Raw genomic sequence first — 17,450 nt, 5'->3', positions numbered from 1 at the left:
AGCCCGCGTCAATTGCGGCTTTGTAACATTTTGGCGCAAATCTTGCGTAAAAAATAAAGAACGCCCTGTTGGTTTCTTTTCACGAGGAGGATCCCAGGTCGGGCGGACCGTTTTCGCAATTCCTCGCAAAGGTGTGTCAATGAGTAGTACGCAAAGCTCCAATGACCTCGAACAGGGGCTCAAACCGCGTCACGTCACCATGCTGTCGATTGCCGGTGTTATCGGCGCCGGCCTGTTTGTCGGCTCCGGCCACGCGATCGCTGCTGCCGGCCCTGCGGTGCTGCTGGCTTATGCCGCTGCGGGTACGTTGGTGGTGCTGGTGATGCGCATGCTGGCCGAAATGGCCGTGGCTTCACCGGATACCGGTTCGTTCTCCACTTACGCCGACCGTGCGATTGGCCACTGGGCCGGCTTTACCATCGGCTGGCTGTACTGGTGGTTCTGGGTGCTGGTGATTCCATTGGAAGCCAACGCGGCCGCCACTATCCTGCATGCCTGGTTCCCCGATGTGGCGATCTGGGCGTTCACGCTGGTGATCACACTGCTGCTGACCGCCACCAACCTGTTCAGTGTGAAGAACTACGGCGAGTTCGAGTTCTGGTTCGCGCTGATCAAAGTCGTGGCCATCGTTGGGTTTGTGATCCTCGGGCTGGCGGCGATTTTCGGTTTCCTGCCGACCAGTCAGGTCAGCGGCGTTTCGCACCTGTTCGACACCCAAGGCTTTATGCCGAACGGCATGGGCGCAGTGTTGGCTGCGATCCTGACCACCATGTTCTCGTTTATGGGCACCGAAATCGTCACCATCGCTGCGGCCGAGTCGAAGAACCCAGGCCAGCAGATCACCAAGGCCACCAATTCGGTGATCTGGCGTATCGGCTTGTTCTACCTGTTGTCGATCTTCATCGTCGTCTCCCTGGTGCCATGGAATGATCCGACCCTGGCGGCGGTAGGTTCCTACCAGACCGTGCTGGAACGCATGGGCATTCCGAATGCCAAGCTGATCGTCGACCTGGTGGTCCTGGTGGCCGTGACCAGCTGCTTGAACTCGGCGCTGTACACCGCGTCGCGCATGCTGTTTTCCCTCGGGCGTCGCGGCGATGCCCCGGCTGTGTCCAAGCGCACCAACAAGAGCGGCACGCCTTACTGGGCGGTGATGCTGTCCACTGGCGCAGCGTTCCTGGCGGTGTTCGCCAACTACGTGGCCCCGGCGGCAGTGTTCGAATTCCTGCTGGCCAGCTCCGGTGCAATCGCACTGCTGGTGTATCTGGTGATCGCGGTGTCGCAACTGCGCATGCGTCAGAAACGCATGGCGGCAGGCGAGAAGATTGTCTTCAAGATGTGGCTGTTCCCCGGCCTGACCTACGCGGTGATGGTGTTCATCGTGGGCACGTTGACCATCATGCTGTTCCAGGAAGCGCATCGCGTGGAGATCATCGCGACGGGCATCCTGAGCCTGCTGGTAGTGGCGGCGGGGTTGATGGTGTCGAGCCGGCGCAAGGCTCAGAGAGTAGGGGCGGCGGTGCTTAACTGATCGCCATCTCAATGTGGGAGGGGGCAAGCCCCTCCCATTTTTTGTCAGTCTTGCGAGTTGGTAAGGGCTTGGGAGGCGGCAACGTAGTCCGCTTGAAACTGCGGCGATTCGATCCACGCCAATGCGGCGGCTTCATCGTCGCTGTCCGTGGCCCACTGCCGATATTCGATCAGTGCCGCCAGGATAAAGTCGGTAGCCTCTTCTTCGCCTTCCTGCTCAAGTACCAGCGCGAGCAGCGGGTGGGCCAGGAATGCGGCGCACAGCGCTTGCTGACTGATCTCGCCGGCAACGCGCATCTCCACGAACAGCTCTGTTAAATCCACCGACTCCAAATCGATACGGCTGTCATCGCCGGCGAACGCATCCGGCTTAGTCGCGACCGCGCGCTGGGTGCGGTTCTGCTTGGCCTTGGCCTTCGCCCGATGGGCACGTTTTTGCTGCTTGTTCGGCGAGGCCATGGGCTCACGTCCTTGGGGTCAGGATCTGGGTTGGGTATTGAAGCGCAGGTTGGCGCAAATCCCAAGGGTATCCGCCATTAATTGGCTGACATGTTCTCGCCGTTCCAGCCGCTTGCCTGGTAATCACGCCAGTAGATGCTTACGCTTGCGCTTTTGCGTTCCACCAGGGCGTTTCCATGACCCGCGACACCCTCGAACATCACCAGATCCCTATCTACTTCATCACCGTCCTCCTGGCTGTCGGCTTCGGCCTGCTTGCGCCTTCGTGGGGGCACGGCCTGGGTGTGTGGATCACTCCGGCCATCGCGGTGCTGATGTACGCGATGTTCCTGCAAATTCCGTTTCTGGACCTGCGCGAAGGTTTGAGCCACAAGCGCTTTATGGCGGCCTTGCTGCTGGCTAATTTCATCCTGGTGCCCTTGCTGGTGTGGGGGCTGACCTTTGGCTTGGCGGAGCGTCCGGCGCTGCTGGTGGGGGCGTTGCTGGTGTTGCTGACGCCGTGCATCGATTACGTGGTGGTGTTTACCCATATCGGCAAGGGCGATTCACGCTTGATGCTCGCGGCGACGCCGGTGCTGCTGTTGCTGCAGTTGCTGTTGTTGCCGCTGTACTTGGGGCTGATGCTGGGGTCGCAATCCGGCGTAGTGATTGACGCGCAGCCGTTTGTGCAGGCATTTGTGCTGCTGATTGTGGTGCCGATGGTGGCGGCGGTGGCGACCACGTTTGTGGCGCGCAGGTCGGCAGTCGTCGGCGCTTGGAACGCGGCTTGGGCCTGGCTGCCGGTGCCGGCGATGGCGCTGGTGCTGTTTGTGGTGATCGGTTCGCAGATCACGTCGGTGGTGCGCGATTTCAGCCTGTTGCTGCCGGTCATTCCGGCCTATGTAGGTTTCCTGTTGCTGGCGCCGCTGACGGGCGCCTTGGCCGCGCGGCTGTTCGCGTTGCCGAGTGCGCCCGCGCGGGCGGTGACGTTCAGCGCGTCGACGCGCAATTCGCTGGTGGTGCTGCCGCTGGCGTTGGCATTGCCCGAGGAGGTGCGTGGGCTGGCCGCGACGGCGGTCATCCTGCAAACCCTGGTGGAGCTGGTCGGCGAATTGATCTACGTGCGCCTGGTGCCCGCACTGGTATGGCGTGGCGGGCGCTGAAGGGTGAAATATTGAGGGTTGTTCAGGCGCTATTCAGCAGGGCGACCGGCACCATAGGTCGGCGCTTTCTACCTGACAGGTTAAACGATGGACCACCGCAACCGCTTTCGCCTGGAGTCCCTGGGCATTTTTTTGTTCGCCCTGATGCTGTTTACGCTGGGCATCTGGGACCAGCAGCCGCAGGGATTTGACGGGCGCTGGGCGCTGTTCCTGCAAGAAATGTATCGCCACGGCGCCAGTCTTTTTCCTACGACGTACGGCCAGCCTTACGCGGACTATCCTGGCACCGCGACCTTCTTCAGTTACCTGTTTGCCCGTCTGTTCGGCGCGCCCAATCACTTGGCCAATGTAATGCCCACGGCGCTGGCTTCTGCTGGGGTCGTGGCCTTGATCTATCGCTTGCTGGCTCCGTCAAGCCGCCAGTGGGCGCTGCTCAGCGTGCTGCTGACATTGCTCACCACTCAATTGCTCGAAAAGTCCCGTTCGGTATGTCTGGATCAGATGGTTGCGTTGCTGTGTGTAGGTAGTTTCTATCTGCTGCACACGGGGGAGCGCTTGGGTTCACGATTCAGGCAACTGGCGGTCTTCCCACTATTCGTGCTGGGCTTTGCGATACGCGGGCCGCTGGGGTTGATCGAGGTCTGCGGTGTGGTGTGCGTGTATTGGGCGTTGGGAAAGCCGGGCGAGCGGGTCAGGCAGGTGCTTGTCCATGGGGTTATCGGGTTGATACTGCTGGCGGCGTGCTGGTGGTTGCTGATGGAGCTCGCACGCTTGAGCGGTGGCGATGGGTTTGCCGCCGAGGTATTTAGAATGCAGGTGGGCGGGCGCCTGGATGAAAGCGGCGAGCCGTTCTATTTCTACTTCCAGTTGAGTTTGTACCGCTACTTCCCCGTGGTGCCCCTGGCGCTGGCAACGTTGTTTGCGTTGCGTCATCGCTGGTCTGCGCGCTGGGCGAATGATGATATGCAGCTCGTGGTGCGATTGGGCGCCTGTGGTTTGATGATCCTGCTCGGGTTGTCGGTGCCGCACTTCAAGCGGGCGTATTACATCCTGCCGATGGTACCGATGTTCGCCGCTGTCGCCGCCTACGGGCTACTCCAGGCGCAAAGCTGGCTGATCGGCGTGCGCCGCTGCTATGAGGTGCTTGTCGCGGCGCTGCCGACCTTGTGTGTGGTTGTGGTGTTTGTGTGTCGACACACATGGCAGAAGCACGGCTACTGGCCAGGCGTCTCATTGCCGTTGCTGATCGGCGCGCTGCTGGTGATGCAAGTGGCCGCGCTGATCAGCTGGCGTCGGCCGCGGCGCCTGGTGTGGCTCAGTCTGATTGCGTTGCTGGGGCAATGGTTGCTGCTGGTGAGCGTGGTGGAGCCGGCTAAAGATCTGCAATTCGATACACGCCATTTTGTCGGCCAGGTCGAGGCGCTGCGTGCCGCGCGGCCGGGGCCGTTGGTGTTCGTCAATCTGGGGCGGGACACCTGGGCGGTGCGCTACATGATGAACCTGGATCACGATGAACAGCCGCTGTTCGTCGGTCGTGATCAAGTACAGCGCCTGGCCACGTTACCGCGTCCGGCCTGGGTGATCGTAGCGCGCAAGGAAACTGCGCTGTTGAAGCAAACACCGTTGGAGCATCTGGCTCCGGCGCTCAATGGGCGGTTGAATGACAATCCGCTGATGGTGTTTTTGCTGGAGTGAGGTGAGTTTTTTGTCTCGCGGGAAAGCCTCGAAGGAGTGGGGCTAATGGAACGGTTCGTTGCTTCGAACAGGCCTGGGGGCGTCAAATCCCAGGCAATAAAAAACCCGCACTAGGCGGGTTTCTTATGTGTTTCAGATGATATGTGCACCACCTGAAACTAATGAGTGGTGCCCAGAGACGGAATCGAACCGCCGACACGGGGATTTTCAATCCCCTGCTCTACCGACTGAGCTATCTGGGCAACGGGGCGCATTAAACGGGTTTTTCAGGGGGTCGTCAAGCAAGTTTTCAAAAAATATTTAATTATTACCGTCGCTTACGTTCCGACCCCGGTTTTTGATCAGTTATTGAGCAGGTGGTACGTAGCCTTCGGCCTTGGCGTAATCCTCGCCGGAAAAGAACTTGTCCATTTCGCCTTGCAGGTATTTGCGGTCTTCGGCGTTCATCATGTTCAGGCGTTTTTCGTTGATGAGCAGGGTCTGGTGCTTCTGCCAATCGGCCCAGGCCTTGGCGGAGACGTTTTCGTAGATGTCCTGGCCCTTGGCGCCCGGATACGGAGGGCGTTCCAGGGCGGGCAATTGTTCTTTGTACTTGCGGCACATTACGGTGCGGGTCATGACGACTCTCCTGCGTTCAATACATCGGCCGCGCGTTTGAGCAGTTTTTTCACCGGGGCGGCAAGGCCCAGGCGCGGCGGGGTGGCGAGGTTATACCAGAGCCAGTCGGCCTCGGCCACGTGATGGGCGGATTCCTGCACTTGGACCAGCCAGGGTTCGATGGCCAGTTGGAAGTGGCTGAAGGTGTGGATCAGCCCCGGCAGTTCCTGTTGCGTGCCCAACTCAAGGGCATGCTGGTGGGCGAGGTGTTCCAGGTCTTGCAACTCGTCCAGTTCCGGCAGGCTCCACAGGCCGCCCCACAGGCCGGTGGACGGGCGACGGTAAAGCAGAATCGCGCCCTCGGCATTGGCCAGCATCGGCATCAACGTACGCTTCTGCGGAATGCTCTTACGCGGTTTCGGGATCGGGTAGCGCGTCTCCAGGCCAAGCATGTGTGCTTCGCAGCTTTTTTCCAGCGGGCACAACAGGCAGCTGGGTTTGCTGCGAGTGCAGAGGGTGGCGCCCATGTCCATCATGGCCTGGGTGTAGGCGTTGACCCGATCATGGGGCGTGAAGCGTTCGGCGGTGGCCCACAGTTGCTTGGCCACCTTGGGTTCGCCTGGGTAGCCCTCTTGCGCGGTAAACCGTGCCAGCACACGCTTGACGTTGCCGTCGAGGATCGGTGCACGCAGGCCCATGCTCAGGCTGGCGATCGCGCCGGCAGTGGACAGGCCGATGCCGGGTAGCTCGGTGAGTTTTTCCACGCTCCGCGGAAACTCGCCGCCGTACTCGGCGACCACGATTTTCGCGGTTTTTTGCAGGTTGCGTGCGCGGGTGTAGTAACCCAGGCCGGTCCACAGATGCAGCACCTCGTCTTCCGGTGCGGCGGCCAGGGCTTCGACCGTTGGCAGGGACGCCATGAACCGGTCGAAGTAATTGAGCACGGTGCTCACCTGGGTCTGCTGCAACATGATCTCCGAGACCCACACCCGGTAGGGTGTTATGCCCTGTTGCCAAGGCAGGTCATGGCGACCGTGGCGGTCGTACCAGTCCAGCACCGCCGTTGAAAACTGCTCGTCTCTCATCGTTTGAACAGGCCTTTGAGCGCGTCTTTGAGTTGCGGGTTGACCTTGTCGAGTTTCTCTTCGAGCTTCTCGTTGAGACGGTTGCCGGCGGCCTTGATAGCGACCTGACCGAGGCCGTCCTTGTCCAGGCGACACGCCTTGGCGCCCAGCTCCAGCGGGCCACGGCAGCGCAGCGGTACTTCGATGCCCTGGAAGTTGGCACCCACCTCGCAGGCCGGGTCCGGCACTTCGCGCTGGTCGCCTTCGACAATGATGCCCACGCGGTAATCCATGCCCAGCACCCGCAGGTCAACATCGCCGTTGCCATTGACCGTCAGGCCCGGGATGCGCACTTTCAGGTCCGGATTGTTGGCCACGCCATTACGGAAGGTCAGGTTGCCTTTGAGTTCCTGGAAGGGCGTGTCCTTGCCGCGTTGCTCGCCGCTCAAGGTCTTGCGATTGAGCAAGGCGATGCCGGTGCACAGTTGCTGTTCAAGGTTGGCGTTGAGCAGCACGCCGTTGTTGATCACAAAGCTGGCGGTACCGTTGAGGCTGTCGATCAGGGCTTTCTGGCTGTTGCCGCGACCGGTGAGGTTGCTGTCGAGCGTCACCTGGCCTTTGACCGGCGGCGTTTGCCCCTGGGCTTGCAGGATGCGTTCGACAGGCACTTGCTTGATGCGGCTTTGCAGCGCCAGTACCGGAATGTCCTGGCGTACATCCAGATTGCCGTTGGCCTGGAAGGAGCCGTTATAGAGCCCGCCACTCAAGGTTTCGAGCTTGAGCTGGCCATCGATGCCGGATGCTTTGAGCACTGCATTCTGGATCGGCAGCTTGCTCAGGGTCAGTTGGCCGAAGGCGAGGTCGGCATTGACGTCGAGGGTGCGCAGGCGCGTCAGCGGCAGCAGTTTGTCGGTGCTCCAGGCGCCTTTGGTCGGAGCCTCCGGCAGTGGTGTGGTGCCGCCGGCGGCCATCGCGCCGGCTTCGCTGTTCTGGACTTCGGCCTGGCGTGCGGCGCTGGCGCCTTTGGCGGATTCGGATTTGGCCGGCAGGTAATTGTCGGCGTTGAAGGTGTCGCCCTTGAGTTGGACACGCAGCGACTGCTTGGCGAAGTCGTCCACGGCGACGCGACCGGTGAAGGTGCTGCCGTCGAGTTTCAGGTTCAGGTCTTCCAAGGCCAGGCTGGTGGGCGTGCCCTTGAGGCGGCTGACCAGTTCGACTTTGCTCAGGCTGCCTTCGGCCATCGGCGGCAGCGGGTTGCCCACGCTGTCGAGGAACTTGGCCAGGTCAAACTGAGCGATCGACAACGCGCCGCTGAGCTGTGGAGTCTTATCTAGGTCGTTGACTTTCAATTCGCCCAGCGCGCGCAGCTGGTTGGCCGACAGTTTCAAATTGGTCCATTCGGCGATGTTGGCCGCTTGATCCACCAGCAGTTGGCCTTGGGTGGAGAAGGTCACGGTCTTGCCTTGCAGCGGTTCGCCGGTGGCTTCGCCGCTGATACGCATGTCTTCGAACTGGTAGCGCTTGAGAGCGCGCTGGATGCGCAGGTTGCCCGTCAGTTCGGTCTTGAGGCGCATCACTGGCTGATTGCTGCCGAAGAATGCGGTGAGCTTGACCGGGATGCTGGCGCCTTCATGAATGGCGCCTGCGCTCAACTGGATGCTTTCGGCGCTGAACTGCTTGCCGGTCTGCTCGTCGTTGTATTCGACCCGGGCGTTGTTGATGGTCAGGCTGTCGATGTCCAGGCGGATGGGTTGGGCCGGTTTTTCCGGTTTGACCTCAGCAGGTGGCTGCGCCGGCGTGGGCGCACTGGCGGTAGCCTCGGCGGGGTCGGGGACGTTTTTGCCGATGTCTTCCCAGTTGCCGTGGCCCTGCTTGTCGCGGTTCAGGCGCAGGTTCAAGCCTTCGACGCGCACATCGCTCATCTGTACTTCACGGCGCAGCAGCGGCAGCACGCGCACCGACAGGCCAAGCATCTGCAGGTCGGCGAACGGTTGGGTCGGGTTGGTCAGGGTCGCCACGCTGGCTTCGTGCAGTTCCAGGCCAAGCCAGGGGAACAGGCTCCAGCCGATGTCGCCATTGAGCGTCAGCTCGATGTGGGCCTTGTCGCGGGCAATCTGGCGAATCTCTTCTTTGTAGTCGTTGGGATCGAAGAGGTGGGTCAGGGCAAAGCCGAGAGCCACAATGATCAGCAACAGCCCGAGAAGTACCAGACCCAGGATTTTGCCGAACGCTTTCATGGGCGAGTCCTTGTATGTCGATTTCAAAAATTAGCCGAAGAGTATAACGCCCGACGGCCTGCGTCAGTTCATCGATCGTTACATTGTATCCATGGCCGCAAGAACAGGTTTTTGACGTCAAACAAACCGAAATTCCTTAAAAAGGTGATGGCATTTTGGTTTTTGTCGCGCTTTTAGATGCTAATCTCTGCGCGTTCGTCTGCCTTCTGCGACGTATCGTCGCGCCAAAATGGAGTTTCACTCAATAAAACGGCCACGCTTTGCGTGCAAGGCCGATGGGGGAAGCGCGCCTGACGGACGCATACCAATAACTGGGGGAAACACTAATGAGCACTCGCACTGCGGCCGCTTCTACAGCCGCACAGCCTGCGTTCCTGTCCAAGGAGCGCATTATCGCCAAGCCCGGGTTCAACCGCTGGCTGGTCCCGCCGGCCGCCCTGGCCATTCACCTGTGCATCGGCATGGCCTACGGTTTTTCGGTGTTCTGGCTGCCGCTGTCTAAGGCGCTGGGTATCACCGCACCGGTTGCCTGCGCGCCGGACATGAGTTTCATCGCCCAAGTCTTCTCGTCTCAATGCGACTGGCCTATCTCGATGCTGGGCTGGATCTACACCCTGTTCTTTATCTTCCTGGGCTGCTCGGCAGCGATCTGGGGCGGCTGGCTTGAGCACGCCGGACCGCGCAAGGCTGGTGTGGTATCGGCGCTGTGCTGGTGCGGCGGCCTGCTGATCTCGGCGTTGGGGATTTATACCCACCAGATCTGGTTGATGTGGATCGGTTCCGGCGTCATCGGCGGTATCGGCCTGGGCCTGGGGTATATCTCGCCCGTCTCGACCTTGATCAAGTGGTTCCCGGACAAGCGCGGCATGGCCACCGGCATGGCGATCATGGGCTTCGGCGGCGGCGCGATGGTCGGTGCGCCGCTGGCTGCGGCATTGATGGGCCATTTCGCTTCGCCCACCAGCGTGGGCGTTTGGCAAAGCTTCCTGGTGATGGCTGCGATCTATTTCGTGTTCATGATCGGTGGCGCGCTGTCCTACCGCGTTCCGCCGACCGGTTGGAAGCCTGAGGGCTGGACCGCGCCGGCGAAAAAAGCCAGCAACGCGATGATCACCCACCGTCACGTACACGTGAACGTGGCGTGGAAGACCCCGCAATTTCGTCTGGTGTGGCTGGTGCTGTGCCTGAACGTTTCGGCAGGTATCGGCATCCTCGGCATGGCATCGCCGCTGCTGCAGGAAGTGTTCGGCGGCAAGCTGCTGGGCGTGGATGTGCCCTTCGGTCAGCTGGATGCCGGGCAACTGGCGTCCATCGCGGCCATCGCTGCGGGCTTCACCGGTCTGTTGAGCCTGTTCAACATTGGTGGCCGGTTCTTCTGGGCGTCGTTTTCCGACTACCTGGGCCGTAAAAACACCTACTTCGTGTTCTTCGCTCTGGGTTTCGCCCTGTACGCGCTGATCCCGAACCTGGGGCATCTGGGCAACGTATCGCTGTTCGTGGCGGCGTTCTGCATCATCCTATCGATGTACGGCGGTGGTTTTGCCACCGTGCCGGCATACCTGGCCGACTTGTTCGGCACCCAAATGGTCGGCGCGATCCACGGTCGTCTGCTGACCGCCTGGGCGGCGGCCGGTGTGCTCGGCCCGGTGCTGGTGAACTACCTGCGTGAATATCAACTGAGCATCGGCGTCGAGCGCGCCGCGGCCTATGACATCACCTTGTACATTCTCGCCGGCCTGCTGGTACTGGGCTTTATCTGCAACCTGCTGGTGCGCCCTGTGGCCGACAAGTACTTCATGACCGACGCCGAACTGGCCGCCGAACAGGCGCTGGGCCATGACAAAGGTGCTGATGCCAGCACTTCCCTGGAGTGGAAGGCGTCTGCCGGTAGCAAGCCATTGGCTATCGCTGCGTGGCTGGTGGTAGGTATTCCGCTGGCGTGGGGTGTGTGGGTGACCCTGCAGAAGACCGCAGTACTGTTCCACTGACACCTTTATGAGGGGGCTCGGTTCCTGTGGGAGCCGGGCTCGCCCGCGATGGCATCACTGCGGTCAGTTGAATGGCCCCAGGTAGTTGCATCGCAGGCAGCCAGCTCCCACATTCCCATCAAAAGATATCCCTTCAGCGCCCCATTCTGGGGCGCCCGCTTGTCTGCACATGTCTAACACAGACACTCCATCAGTCTTATCCCCTTCGATGTTTCTGTTTAGCGCCCGCGCCCCTATAATGGCTGCCTTTTTCGCCCAATGATTTTGCGGAGCTGGTGATGGCCGAACGTATGGCGTCCGTCGAGCGCGACACTCTGGAAACCCAGATCAAAGCCTCGATCAACCTGGATGGCACCGGAAAGGCCCGATTTGATATCGGTGTACCTTTTCTTGAGCACATGCTGGACCAGATCGCCCGTCACGGGCTGATCGACCTGGATATCGTCTGCAAGGGCGACCTGCACATCGACGACCACCACACCGTGGAAGACGTCGGCATCACCCTCGGCCAGGCGTTTGCCAAGGCCATCGGCGATAAGAAAGGTATCCGTCGCTACGGCCATGCCTATGTGCCGCTGGACGAAGCGCTGTCGCGCGTGGTCATCGACTTCTCCGGCCGCCCGGGCCTGCAGATGCACGTGCCCTACACCCGCGCCACCGTAGGTGGCTTCGACGTCGACCTGTTCCAGGAATTCTTCCAGGGTTTCGTCAACCACGCCCTGGTCAGCCTGCACATCGACAACCTGCGCGGCACCAACACCCACCACCAGATCGAAACCGTGTTCAAGGCCTTCGGCCGCGCCCTGCGCATGGCCGTGGAGCTGGACGAGCGCATGGCTGGGCAAATGCCATCGACCAAGGGCGTTCTGTAATGCAGACGGTCGCGGTTATCGATTACGGCATGGGTAACCTGCACTCGGTGGCCAAGGCCCTCGAACATGTAGGTGCCGGCAAGGTGCTGATCACCAGCGATGCCAAAGTTATTCGCGAGGCCGACCGGGTGGTGTTCCCAGGCGTCGGTGCGATTCGCGATTGCATGGCCGAGATCCGTCGCCTGGGCTTTGACAGCCTGGTGCGCGAAGTCAGCCAGGACCGGCCGTTCCTCGGCATCTGTGTGGGCATGCAAGCCTTGCTCGAACGCAGCGAAGAGAACGACGGCGTCGACTGCATCGGTCTGTTTCCTGGCCAGGTGAAGTTCTTCGGCAAAGACCTGCACGAAGACGGTGCCCATCTCAAGGTCCCGCACATGGGCTGGAACCAAGTCAGCCAGACCGTGGACCATCCGCTGTGGCACGACATCCCCGACATGGCGCGCTTTTACTTCGTGCATAGCTACTACATTGCCGCGGGTAACCCGCGTCAGGTGGTGGGTGGCGGGCACTACGGCGTCGACTTCGCCGCGGCGCTGGCCGAAGGCTCGCGTTTTGCCGTGCAGTTCCACCCGGAGAAAAGCCATACCCATGGCCTGCAATTGCTGCAGAACTTCGCCGCCTGGGATGGACGCTGGTAAATGGCCAGGAAGCCGAAGCCGCCGATCTTGACCCTCACTCCCGAGCAGGAGAGTGAGGCTACCGTCAAGATCAAGCGCTTCATGGAGGATCGCTTCGAGCTCAAGTTGGGCTCGTTCGAGGTCGCCGAGATCCTTGAGTTGTTCACTAACGAAGTGGCACCGCACTATTACAACAGGGCGATTTTCGATACGCAGACGCTCCTTAAAGAAAGGTTCGAAAGCATCGAAAGCGACCTGTGGTCGCTTGAGAAACCCTGATTTCCCAAGCATTGCTGAATATCGAATAAGGTTTGCCAGATGCTGATTATCCCCGCTATCGATCTCAAGGACGGCGCCTGCGTACGTCTGCGTCAAGGCCGCATGGAAGACTCCACCGTGTTCTCCGATGACCCGGTCAGCATGGCTGCCAAATGGGTGGAAGGGGGCTGCCGTCGTCTGCATCTGGTGGACCTGAACGGCGCCTTCGAGGGCCAGCCGGTCAATGGTGAAGTGGTCACCGCGATCGCCAAGCGCTACCCGAACCTGCCGATCCAGATCGGCGGCGGCATCCGCTCCCTGGAAACCATCGAGCATTACGTCAAAGCCGGCGTGAGCTACGTGATCATCGGCACCAAGGCCGTGAAAGACCCGGCCTTCGTTGCCGAAGCCTGCCGTGCGTTTCCCGGCAAAGTGATCGTGGGCCTGGATGCCAAGGACGGTTTCGTCGCCACCGACGGCTGGGCGGAAATCAGCACCGTGCAGGTGATCGACCTGGCCAAGCAGTTCGAAGCCGATGGCGTGTCCGCCATCGTCTACACCGACATCGCCAAAGACGGCATGATGCAGGGCTGCAATGTGCCGTTCACCGCCGCATTGGCTGCGGCCACGCGCATCCCGGTGATCGCTTCGGGCGGCATTCACAACCTAGGCGATATCAAGTCGCTGCTGGACGCCAAGGCCCCCGGCATCATCGGCGCGATCACCGGCCGTGCGATCTATGAGGGCACGCTGGACGTGGCTGAAGCTCAGGCTTTTTGTGATAGCTACGCGGCCAGCTCCAAGTCGTAAGCTGCAAGCTGCAAGTAAAAGCAGATCTGCTTCTACTTGCAGCTTATAGCTCAAAGCTTGCAACTCTTATCGGAGATAAGCCCATGGCTTTAGCCAAGCGCATCATCCCTTGCCTGGACGTCGACAACGGTCGCGTGGTCAAGGGCGTCAAGTTCGAGAACATCCGTGACGCCGGCGACCCGGTGGAAATCGCCCGTCGCTACGATGAGCAAGGTGCCGACGAGATTACTTTTCTCGATATCACCGCCAGCGTCGACGGCCGCGACACCACCCTGCACACCGTCGAACGCATGGCCAGCCAGGTGTTTATCCCGCTGACCGTGGGCGGCGGCGTGCGCACCGTGCAAGACATCCGCAACCTGCTCAATGCCGGCGCGGACAAGGTGTCGATCAATACCGCGGCGGTGTTCAACCCGGAATTCGTCGGCGAAGCCGCGCAGCACTTCGGCTCGCAATGCATCGTGGTGGCCATCGACGCCAAGAAAGTTTCCGGCCCGGGCGAAACCCCGCGCTGGGAGATCTTCACCCACGGCGGCCGCAAGCCCACCGGGCTCGACGCGGTGGAGTGGGCGATGAAAATGGAAGGCCTGGGCGCCGGTGAAATCCTGTTGACCAGCATGGATCAGGACGGCATGAAAAACGGCTTCGACCTGGGCGTGACCCGTGCCATCAGTGACGCGCTGGGCATTCCGGTGATCGCCTCCGGCGGTGTCGGCAACCTGCAACACCTGGCCGATGGCGTCATCGAAGGCCACGCCAGCGCGGTGCTTGCGGCGAGTATTTTCCACTTCGGCGAATACACTGTCCCTGAGGCCAAAGCCTACATGGCGGCACGCGGTATCGTCGTCCGCTAAACGTTGCTGGACACCATGGCAGGCGCGCGGCACTCTCTGCGCTTGCCATGGATTTCGGTAACCTTCATGTTCAAACACCTGCTGCTCACCCTCGCCAGTACTTGCGCCCTGTTGGCCGGTTCGGCCTACGCCGAAGAGGCGCCTGGCACCTCCCTGGTGCTGCTCACGGAAAATTTCCCGCCTTACAACATGGCGAAAAACGGCAAGAACTTCGCCAAGGACGAGAACATCGAAGGCATCGCCGTGGACATCGTGCGCGAGACCTTCAAGCGCGCGGGCATTTCCTACAACCTCACCCTGCGTTTTCCTTGGGAGCGGATCTATAAACTCGCCCTGGAAAATCCTGGTTACGGTGTGTTCGTGATGGCGCGTCTGCCGGACCGCGAAGCGCTGTTCAAATGGGTCGGCCCCATCGGCCCCGATGATTGGGTGCTACTGGCAAAGGCAGACAGCAAGATTCAGCTCGATGAACTGGGGCAGGCCCGGCGCTACAAGATCGGTGCCTACAAAGGCGATGCCATTGCCGAGACCCTGGAGAAGCAAGGTCTCAACCCCGTAGTGGTGCTACGGGATCAAGACAATGCGCAAAAGCTGCTGGAGGGCCAGATCGACCTGTGGGCCACCGGTGATCCGGCCGGGCGCTACCTGGCGCGTCAGGTGGGGGTGACAGGGCTCAAGACAGTGCTGCGTTTCAACAGTGCTCAGCTGTACCTGGCCTTGAATAAAAACGTGCCCGATGACGTCGTCGCCAAGCTGCAAGCTGCACTGGATCAGTTGCGCAAGGACGGCGTGGTCAGCGAGATCATGGGGCGTTACCTCTAGCTACACCTGCCTGCGGTGTTGGCCTTTGTTGTTCCACTTGGAGATTGCCTTACCCGTTTTGTGGTTGGGTGATTAGCGCGGCTTGAGCAGGTCCACGCGCAGGGTCGACGGCTGATCCGCCTGGTCAAACGCATAGGTGCAGATCTTGTACGGCGTGCTCCAGGCATTGATGAGCTGAGCGTACTTTTCCTGAGAACCATCGGCAGCGTCATTGGGGGCGTAGAACAGATCGATGATGTCATCGTCTTCAGCCGGAACGGGTTCAGGGATGTTGTGGTAATCAACAGGCCGCAGGCAATCGGTGGTGGCGGCCGGACCATATTTGTAGGTGTAGCGACTCATAAAGGGAGGGGCCAGGTTCCAGATAACCGTGTAGGCCGCCGAACCTTGTTTATCCAAGCTGATTGTCAGGTTGGGTGTGCGTGCCGGCCCAGGTTCGGCTAGTTCTACCGCCAGGGTCAGGGCGTTTCTCATCATGCCATGGGTGGTCCGCTGATCGGCGGAACTCACACCGACGATACACAACATGTGCATGCCGGTTTGCGGTCCGATGGGATCCTTCACTAAGGCGTCTGCCGCGCTGATGGGCGCGCTGTAGGACACCGGATTTTCGCAATCAATCGCGCGGCGAGTGGTTTTGTATCGATAGAACGGTGTGTTGACGGTGAACGCCAGGTTCCACCGCGGCACGATGTTCTGCTGTCGGCTGCCGGTTTTTTTCAGGAAGTATTGCTGGATAGGCTCAGGGTTCCTGAACGTAATGGACGTGGTCGGGTATAGCTCGCAGTGTTCGTCGTCGGCCTTGAGCATGCCATCGACGAAACACGCATTCAGAAAGGTCACCGGGCTGCCGTAGTTGGTATCCGGGTGCCAGAGGGGCATGCCATTCTGGATTTCACAGGGGGCGTCGCGTTGGCATTTGCGCTCCTCGGGCTGGCCGGCGGTGCTGGTGCTGAGGACGCCGAACAGGGTATTGGTGGCGCGGTCGAGCAAGGGGCCGCCGAAACCGCCGAGGCCGATGTTCTTGCATTGGTTCTTCATGGTGACGCGCCATACGAACGGTTGCTCCACCAATTCCTGTGAGACCTGTTGACTGCAAGCGGATAGATGCAAGGTGTCCCATTCCGGCGCAGCCAAGGCGAGAATGTCATCCCCCGTAGCCGGGACTTGGCTGGCCAGCTTCAGCGGGGTGATGCCGGCTTTAATTAAATCGGCCAGTGACGCCTGCAACTCAATGATCGCCAAGTCCACACCTTGGCTGCTGCCCCATTTCAAGGTTTTGAGGGGAAAGGTCTTGATGGTTTCGAGGGTGTCGTCAAAGTAATTGAAGCTGATATTGCCCTTGATCGGCAGATCCCGCTGCACGGCGCCGTTGAGGCGATGCAGGCAGTGGCTGCTGGTCAGCACATAGGCCGGCCCGGATATGCCTTCGGCGCTGCGAGTGTCCAGTAGGCTGGCGGTGCAGAGGGTTTGGTTTTCGTTTCTGATGCGACCCACGCCGCTCCAATGATCGTGCTGATGCTGTGCATTGCTCAGCAAGCGGGCTGAGTGGTGGTTGACCAGGCCCTCGCCGAAATCCTTGGGTGCGGCATACAGCAAGCCGCTGAGGCTACCGAGCAGCAGCCCCGAAATAACCACGCTGATGGTGTTCATGAAATGCCCTTGAATAGTGAACGGAGGGTTCACTATTCAGGACCGGGAAGCGCGACGAGCTGTAGTTATCTAGGGGCCGGCCGGTAAGTGCCGTCTCGACCGTGGCCTGCCATCGCACGGTTGCTACGCACGCTGATCATCGACTTGATATCGATCCACTCGACGCCCTGAGCCTTGAGCTTGGGCAGCTCACGTTCCAGCACCGCCAGGGTTTGTGGATAAGGGTGGCCGATCATCACCGCCGAGCCCTGTTTGTGGGCGAGCTTGATCGCGGTTTGCAACTGCGTGGTGATGGCCGCTTCGGTGCGTTCGTCGTCGAGAAACACATCCCGCGAGACACTGGCCAGGCCGATTTTCTGTGCTTCGGCGGCGGCCACGGTTTGTGCGCTGGTGCGACTGTCGACGAAGAACTTGTGGCGCCGTTGCAATTCACCCATCAACCAGGCCATGGCCTGCGGTTGGGCGGTCATGCGGCTGCCCATGTGGTTATTGATGCCAGCGGTAAACGGCACAGCGTCGAACGCAGCCTCCAAGCGTTTGCCGAGTTCTTCGATCGGTAGCTCCGGGTGCCAGGCGAACGGGCCCGTGGCCGGGTCCATGGGCATGTGCAGGATCACGATCTTGCCGGCCTTGTGCGCTTCGCGGGCGAATTCGGCGGCGTGGGGTGTGTCGGGCATGATCGCGGTGGTCACGGGGCCGGGCAGGGCCAGCACGCGACGATCCCTGGGCAGGTTCTGCCCGAGGTCGTCGATGATGAGGGTCAGGTAGGCTTTGTGTGTCTGGCTGGCAGGCGTCGCATGGGCGACGCCTGCCAGGCTGCACAGCACGGCGATGATCAGGGCAAAACGCATA

General features: G+C 60.7%; 16 protein-coding genes and 1 tRNA gene. 10 read left to right on the top strand and 7 right to left on the bottom strand.

Annotated elements, in window-relative coordinates:
• Positions 1-139 precede the first annotated feature (139 nt).
• Positions 140-1,531, top strand: coding sequence for a GABA permease (gene gabP / locus K1567_RS14505; protein WP_034095426.1), 1,392 nt, complete (start codon positions 140-142; stop codon positions 1,529-1,531).
• Between the two features lie 44 nt (positions 1,532-1,575).
• Here gabP and K1567_RS14500 read toward each other — a convergent pair whose 3' ends face one another.
• Positions 1,576-1,989: a hypothetical protein gene (locus K1567_RS14500; protein WP_034111372.1), complete on the bottom strand. Its 414-nt coding sequence runs from the start codon at positions 1,987-1,989 to the stop codon at positions 1,576-1,578.
• Positions 1,990-2,165: 176 nt separating this feature from the next.
• Here K1567_RS14500 and K1567_RS14495 point away from each other — a divergent pair, with 176 nt between their 5' ends.
• Positions 2,166-3,131, top strand: coding sequence for an arsenic resistance protein (locus tag K1567_RS14495; RefSeq protein ID WP_034111374.1), 966 nt, complete (start codon positions 2,166-2,168; stop codon positions 3,129-3,131).
• Between the two features lie 87 nt (positions 3,132-3,218).
• Positions 3,219-4,826, top strand: a complete 1,608-nt coding sequence (locus tag K1567_RS14490) for a glycosyltransferase family 39 protein (RefSeq protein WP_034111376.1) — start codon at positions 3,219-3,221, stop codon at positions 4,824-4,826.
• Between the two features lie 166 nt (positions 4,827-4,992).
• Here the strand turns inward: K1567_RS14490 and K1567_RS14485 are convergent.
• The 4 genes from K1567_RS14485 to K1567_RS14470 all read right to left on the bottom strand — a co-directional run bounded on the left by K1567_RS14485 (position 4,993) and on the right by K1567_RS14470 (position 8,724).
• Positions 4,993-5,068, bottom strand: a tRNA-Phe gene (locus tag K1567_RS14485).
• Between the two features lie 103 nt (positions 5,069-5,171).
• Entirely contained in the window at positions 5,172-5,444 is a 273-nt protein-coding gene (locus tag K1567_RS14480) for an oxidative damage protection protein (RefSeq protein WP_034095430.1), read from the bottom strand.
• Complete coding sequence (gene mutY, locus K1567_RS14475; protein ID WP_034095431.1) at positions 5,441-6,508, bottom strand: A/G-specific adenine glycosylase; 1,068 nt, start codon at positions 6,506-6,508, stop codon at positions 5,441-5,443. The genes K1567_RS14480 and mutY overlap by 4 nt, the downstream gene beginning before the upstream one ends.
• Entirely contained in the window at positions 6,505-8,724 is a 2,220-nt protein-coding gene (locus tag K1567_RS14470) for an AsmA family protein (protein WP_034111378.1), read from the bottom strand. Before K1567_RS14470 ends, mutY begins: the two co-directional genes overlap by 4 nt.
• 326 nt (positions 8,725-9,050) lie before the next feature.
• Here K1567_RS14470 and K1567_RS14465 point away from each other — a divergent pair, with 326 nt between their 5' ends.
• The 7 genes from K1567_RS14465 (at position 9,051) to K1567_RS14435 (ending at position 14,945) form a co-directional block, all read left to right on the top strand.
• Positions 9,051-10,712 carry an OFA family MFS transporter gene (locus K1567_RS14465; RefSeq protein ID WP_034095433.1) on the top strand — a complete coding sequence of 554 codons (1,662 nt, stop codon included), beginning with the start codon at positions 9,051-9,053 and terminating at the stop codon, positions 10,710-10,712.
• Between the two features lie 278 nt (positions 10,713-10,990).
• Positions 10,991-11,584, top strand: a complete 594-nt coding sequence (hisB, locus tag K1567_RS14460; RefSeq protein WP_034095434.1) for an imidazoleglycerol-phosphate dehydratase HisB — start codon at positions 10,991-10,993, stop codon at positions 11,582-11,584.
• Complete coding sequence (gene hisH / locus K1567_RS14455; RefSeq protein ID WP_034095435.1) at positions 11,584-12,222, top strand: imidazole glycerol phosphate synthase subunit HisH; 639 nt, start codon at positions 11,584-11,586, stop codon at positions 12,220-12,222. Before hisB ends, hisH begins: the two co-directional genes overlap by 1 nt.
• Positions 12,223-12,480 carry a DUF2164 domain-containing protein gene (locus K1567_RS14450; protein ID WP_034095436.1) on the top strand — a complete coding sequence of 86 codons (258 nt, stop codon included), beginning with the start codon at positions 12,223-12,225 and terminating at the stop codon, positions 12,478-12,480.
• A 39-nt stretch (positions 12,481-12,519) separates the two neighbouring features.
• Positions 12,520-13,269 (top strand): 1-(5-phosphoribosyl)-5-[(5-phosphoribosylamino)methylideneamino]imidazole-4-carboxamide isomerase, encoded by a 750-nt coding sequence (hisA, locus tag K1567_RS14445; protein ID WP_034095437.1) that lies wholly within the window; start codon positions 12,520-12,522, stop codon positions 13,267-13,269.
• An 83-nt stretch (positions 13,270-13,352) separates the two neighbouring features.
• A complete protein-coding gene (hisF, locus tag K1567_RS14440; RefSeq protein ID WP_003171107.1) occupies positions 13,353-14,123 on the top strand; it encodes an imidazole glycerol phosphate synthase subunit HisF in 771 nt (256 codons plus the stop codon).
• Between the two features lie 66 nt (positions 14,124-14,189).
• Positions 14,190-14,945, top strand: a complete 756-nt coding sequence (locus tag K1567_RS14435; protein WP_034095438.1) for an ABC transporter substrate-binding protein — start codon at positions 14,190-14,192, stop codon at positions 14,943-14,945.
• A gap of 72 nt (positions 14,946-15,017) precedes the next feature.
• Here K1567_RS14435 and K1567_RS14430 read toward each other — a convergent pair whose 3' ends face one another.
• Together K1567_RS14430 and K1567_RS14425 are read right to left on the bottom strand one after the other, a co-directional pair.
• On the bottom strand, positions 15,018-16,598 hold the full coding sequence (locus K1567_RS14430; protein WP_034111379.1) for a trypsin-like peptidase domain-containing protein: 1,581 nt from the start codon (positions 16,596-16,598) through the stop codon (positions 15,018-15,020).
• Between the two features lie 65 nt (positions 16,599-16,663).
• Positions 16,664-17,449 carry a divergent polysaccharide deacetylase family protein gene (locus K1567_RS14425; protein ID WP_034095440.1) on the bottom strand — a complete coding sequence of 262 codons (786 nt, stop codon included), beginning with the start codon at positions 17,447-17,449 and terminating at the stop codon, positions 16,664-16,666.
• Position 17,450: the final 1 nt, after the last annotated feature.

It is taken from the genome of Pseudomonas sp. S5F11 (genome assembly GCF_019641515.1).
Taxonomy (GTDB): Bacteria; Pseudomonadota; Gammaproteobacteria; order Pseudomonadales; family Pseudomonadaceae; genus Aquipseudomonas; species Aquipseudomonas rhodesiae.
The sequence above is the reverse complement of the archived record's forward strand: the minus strand, read 5'-3'. Positions and strand labels throughout refer to the sequence as shown.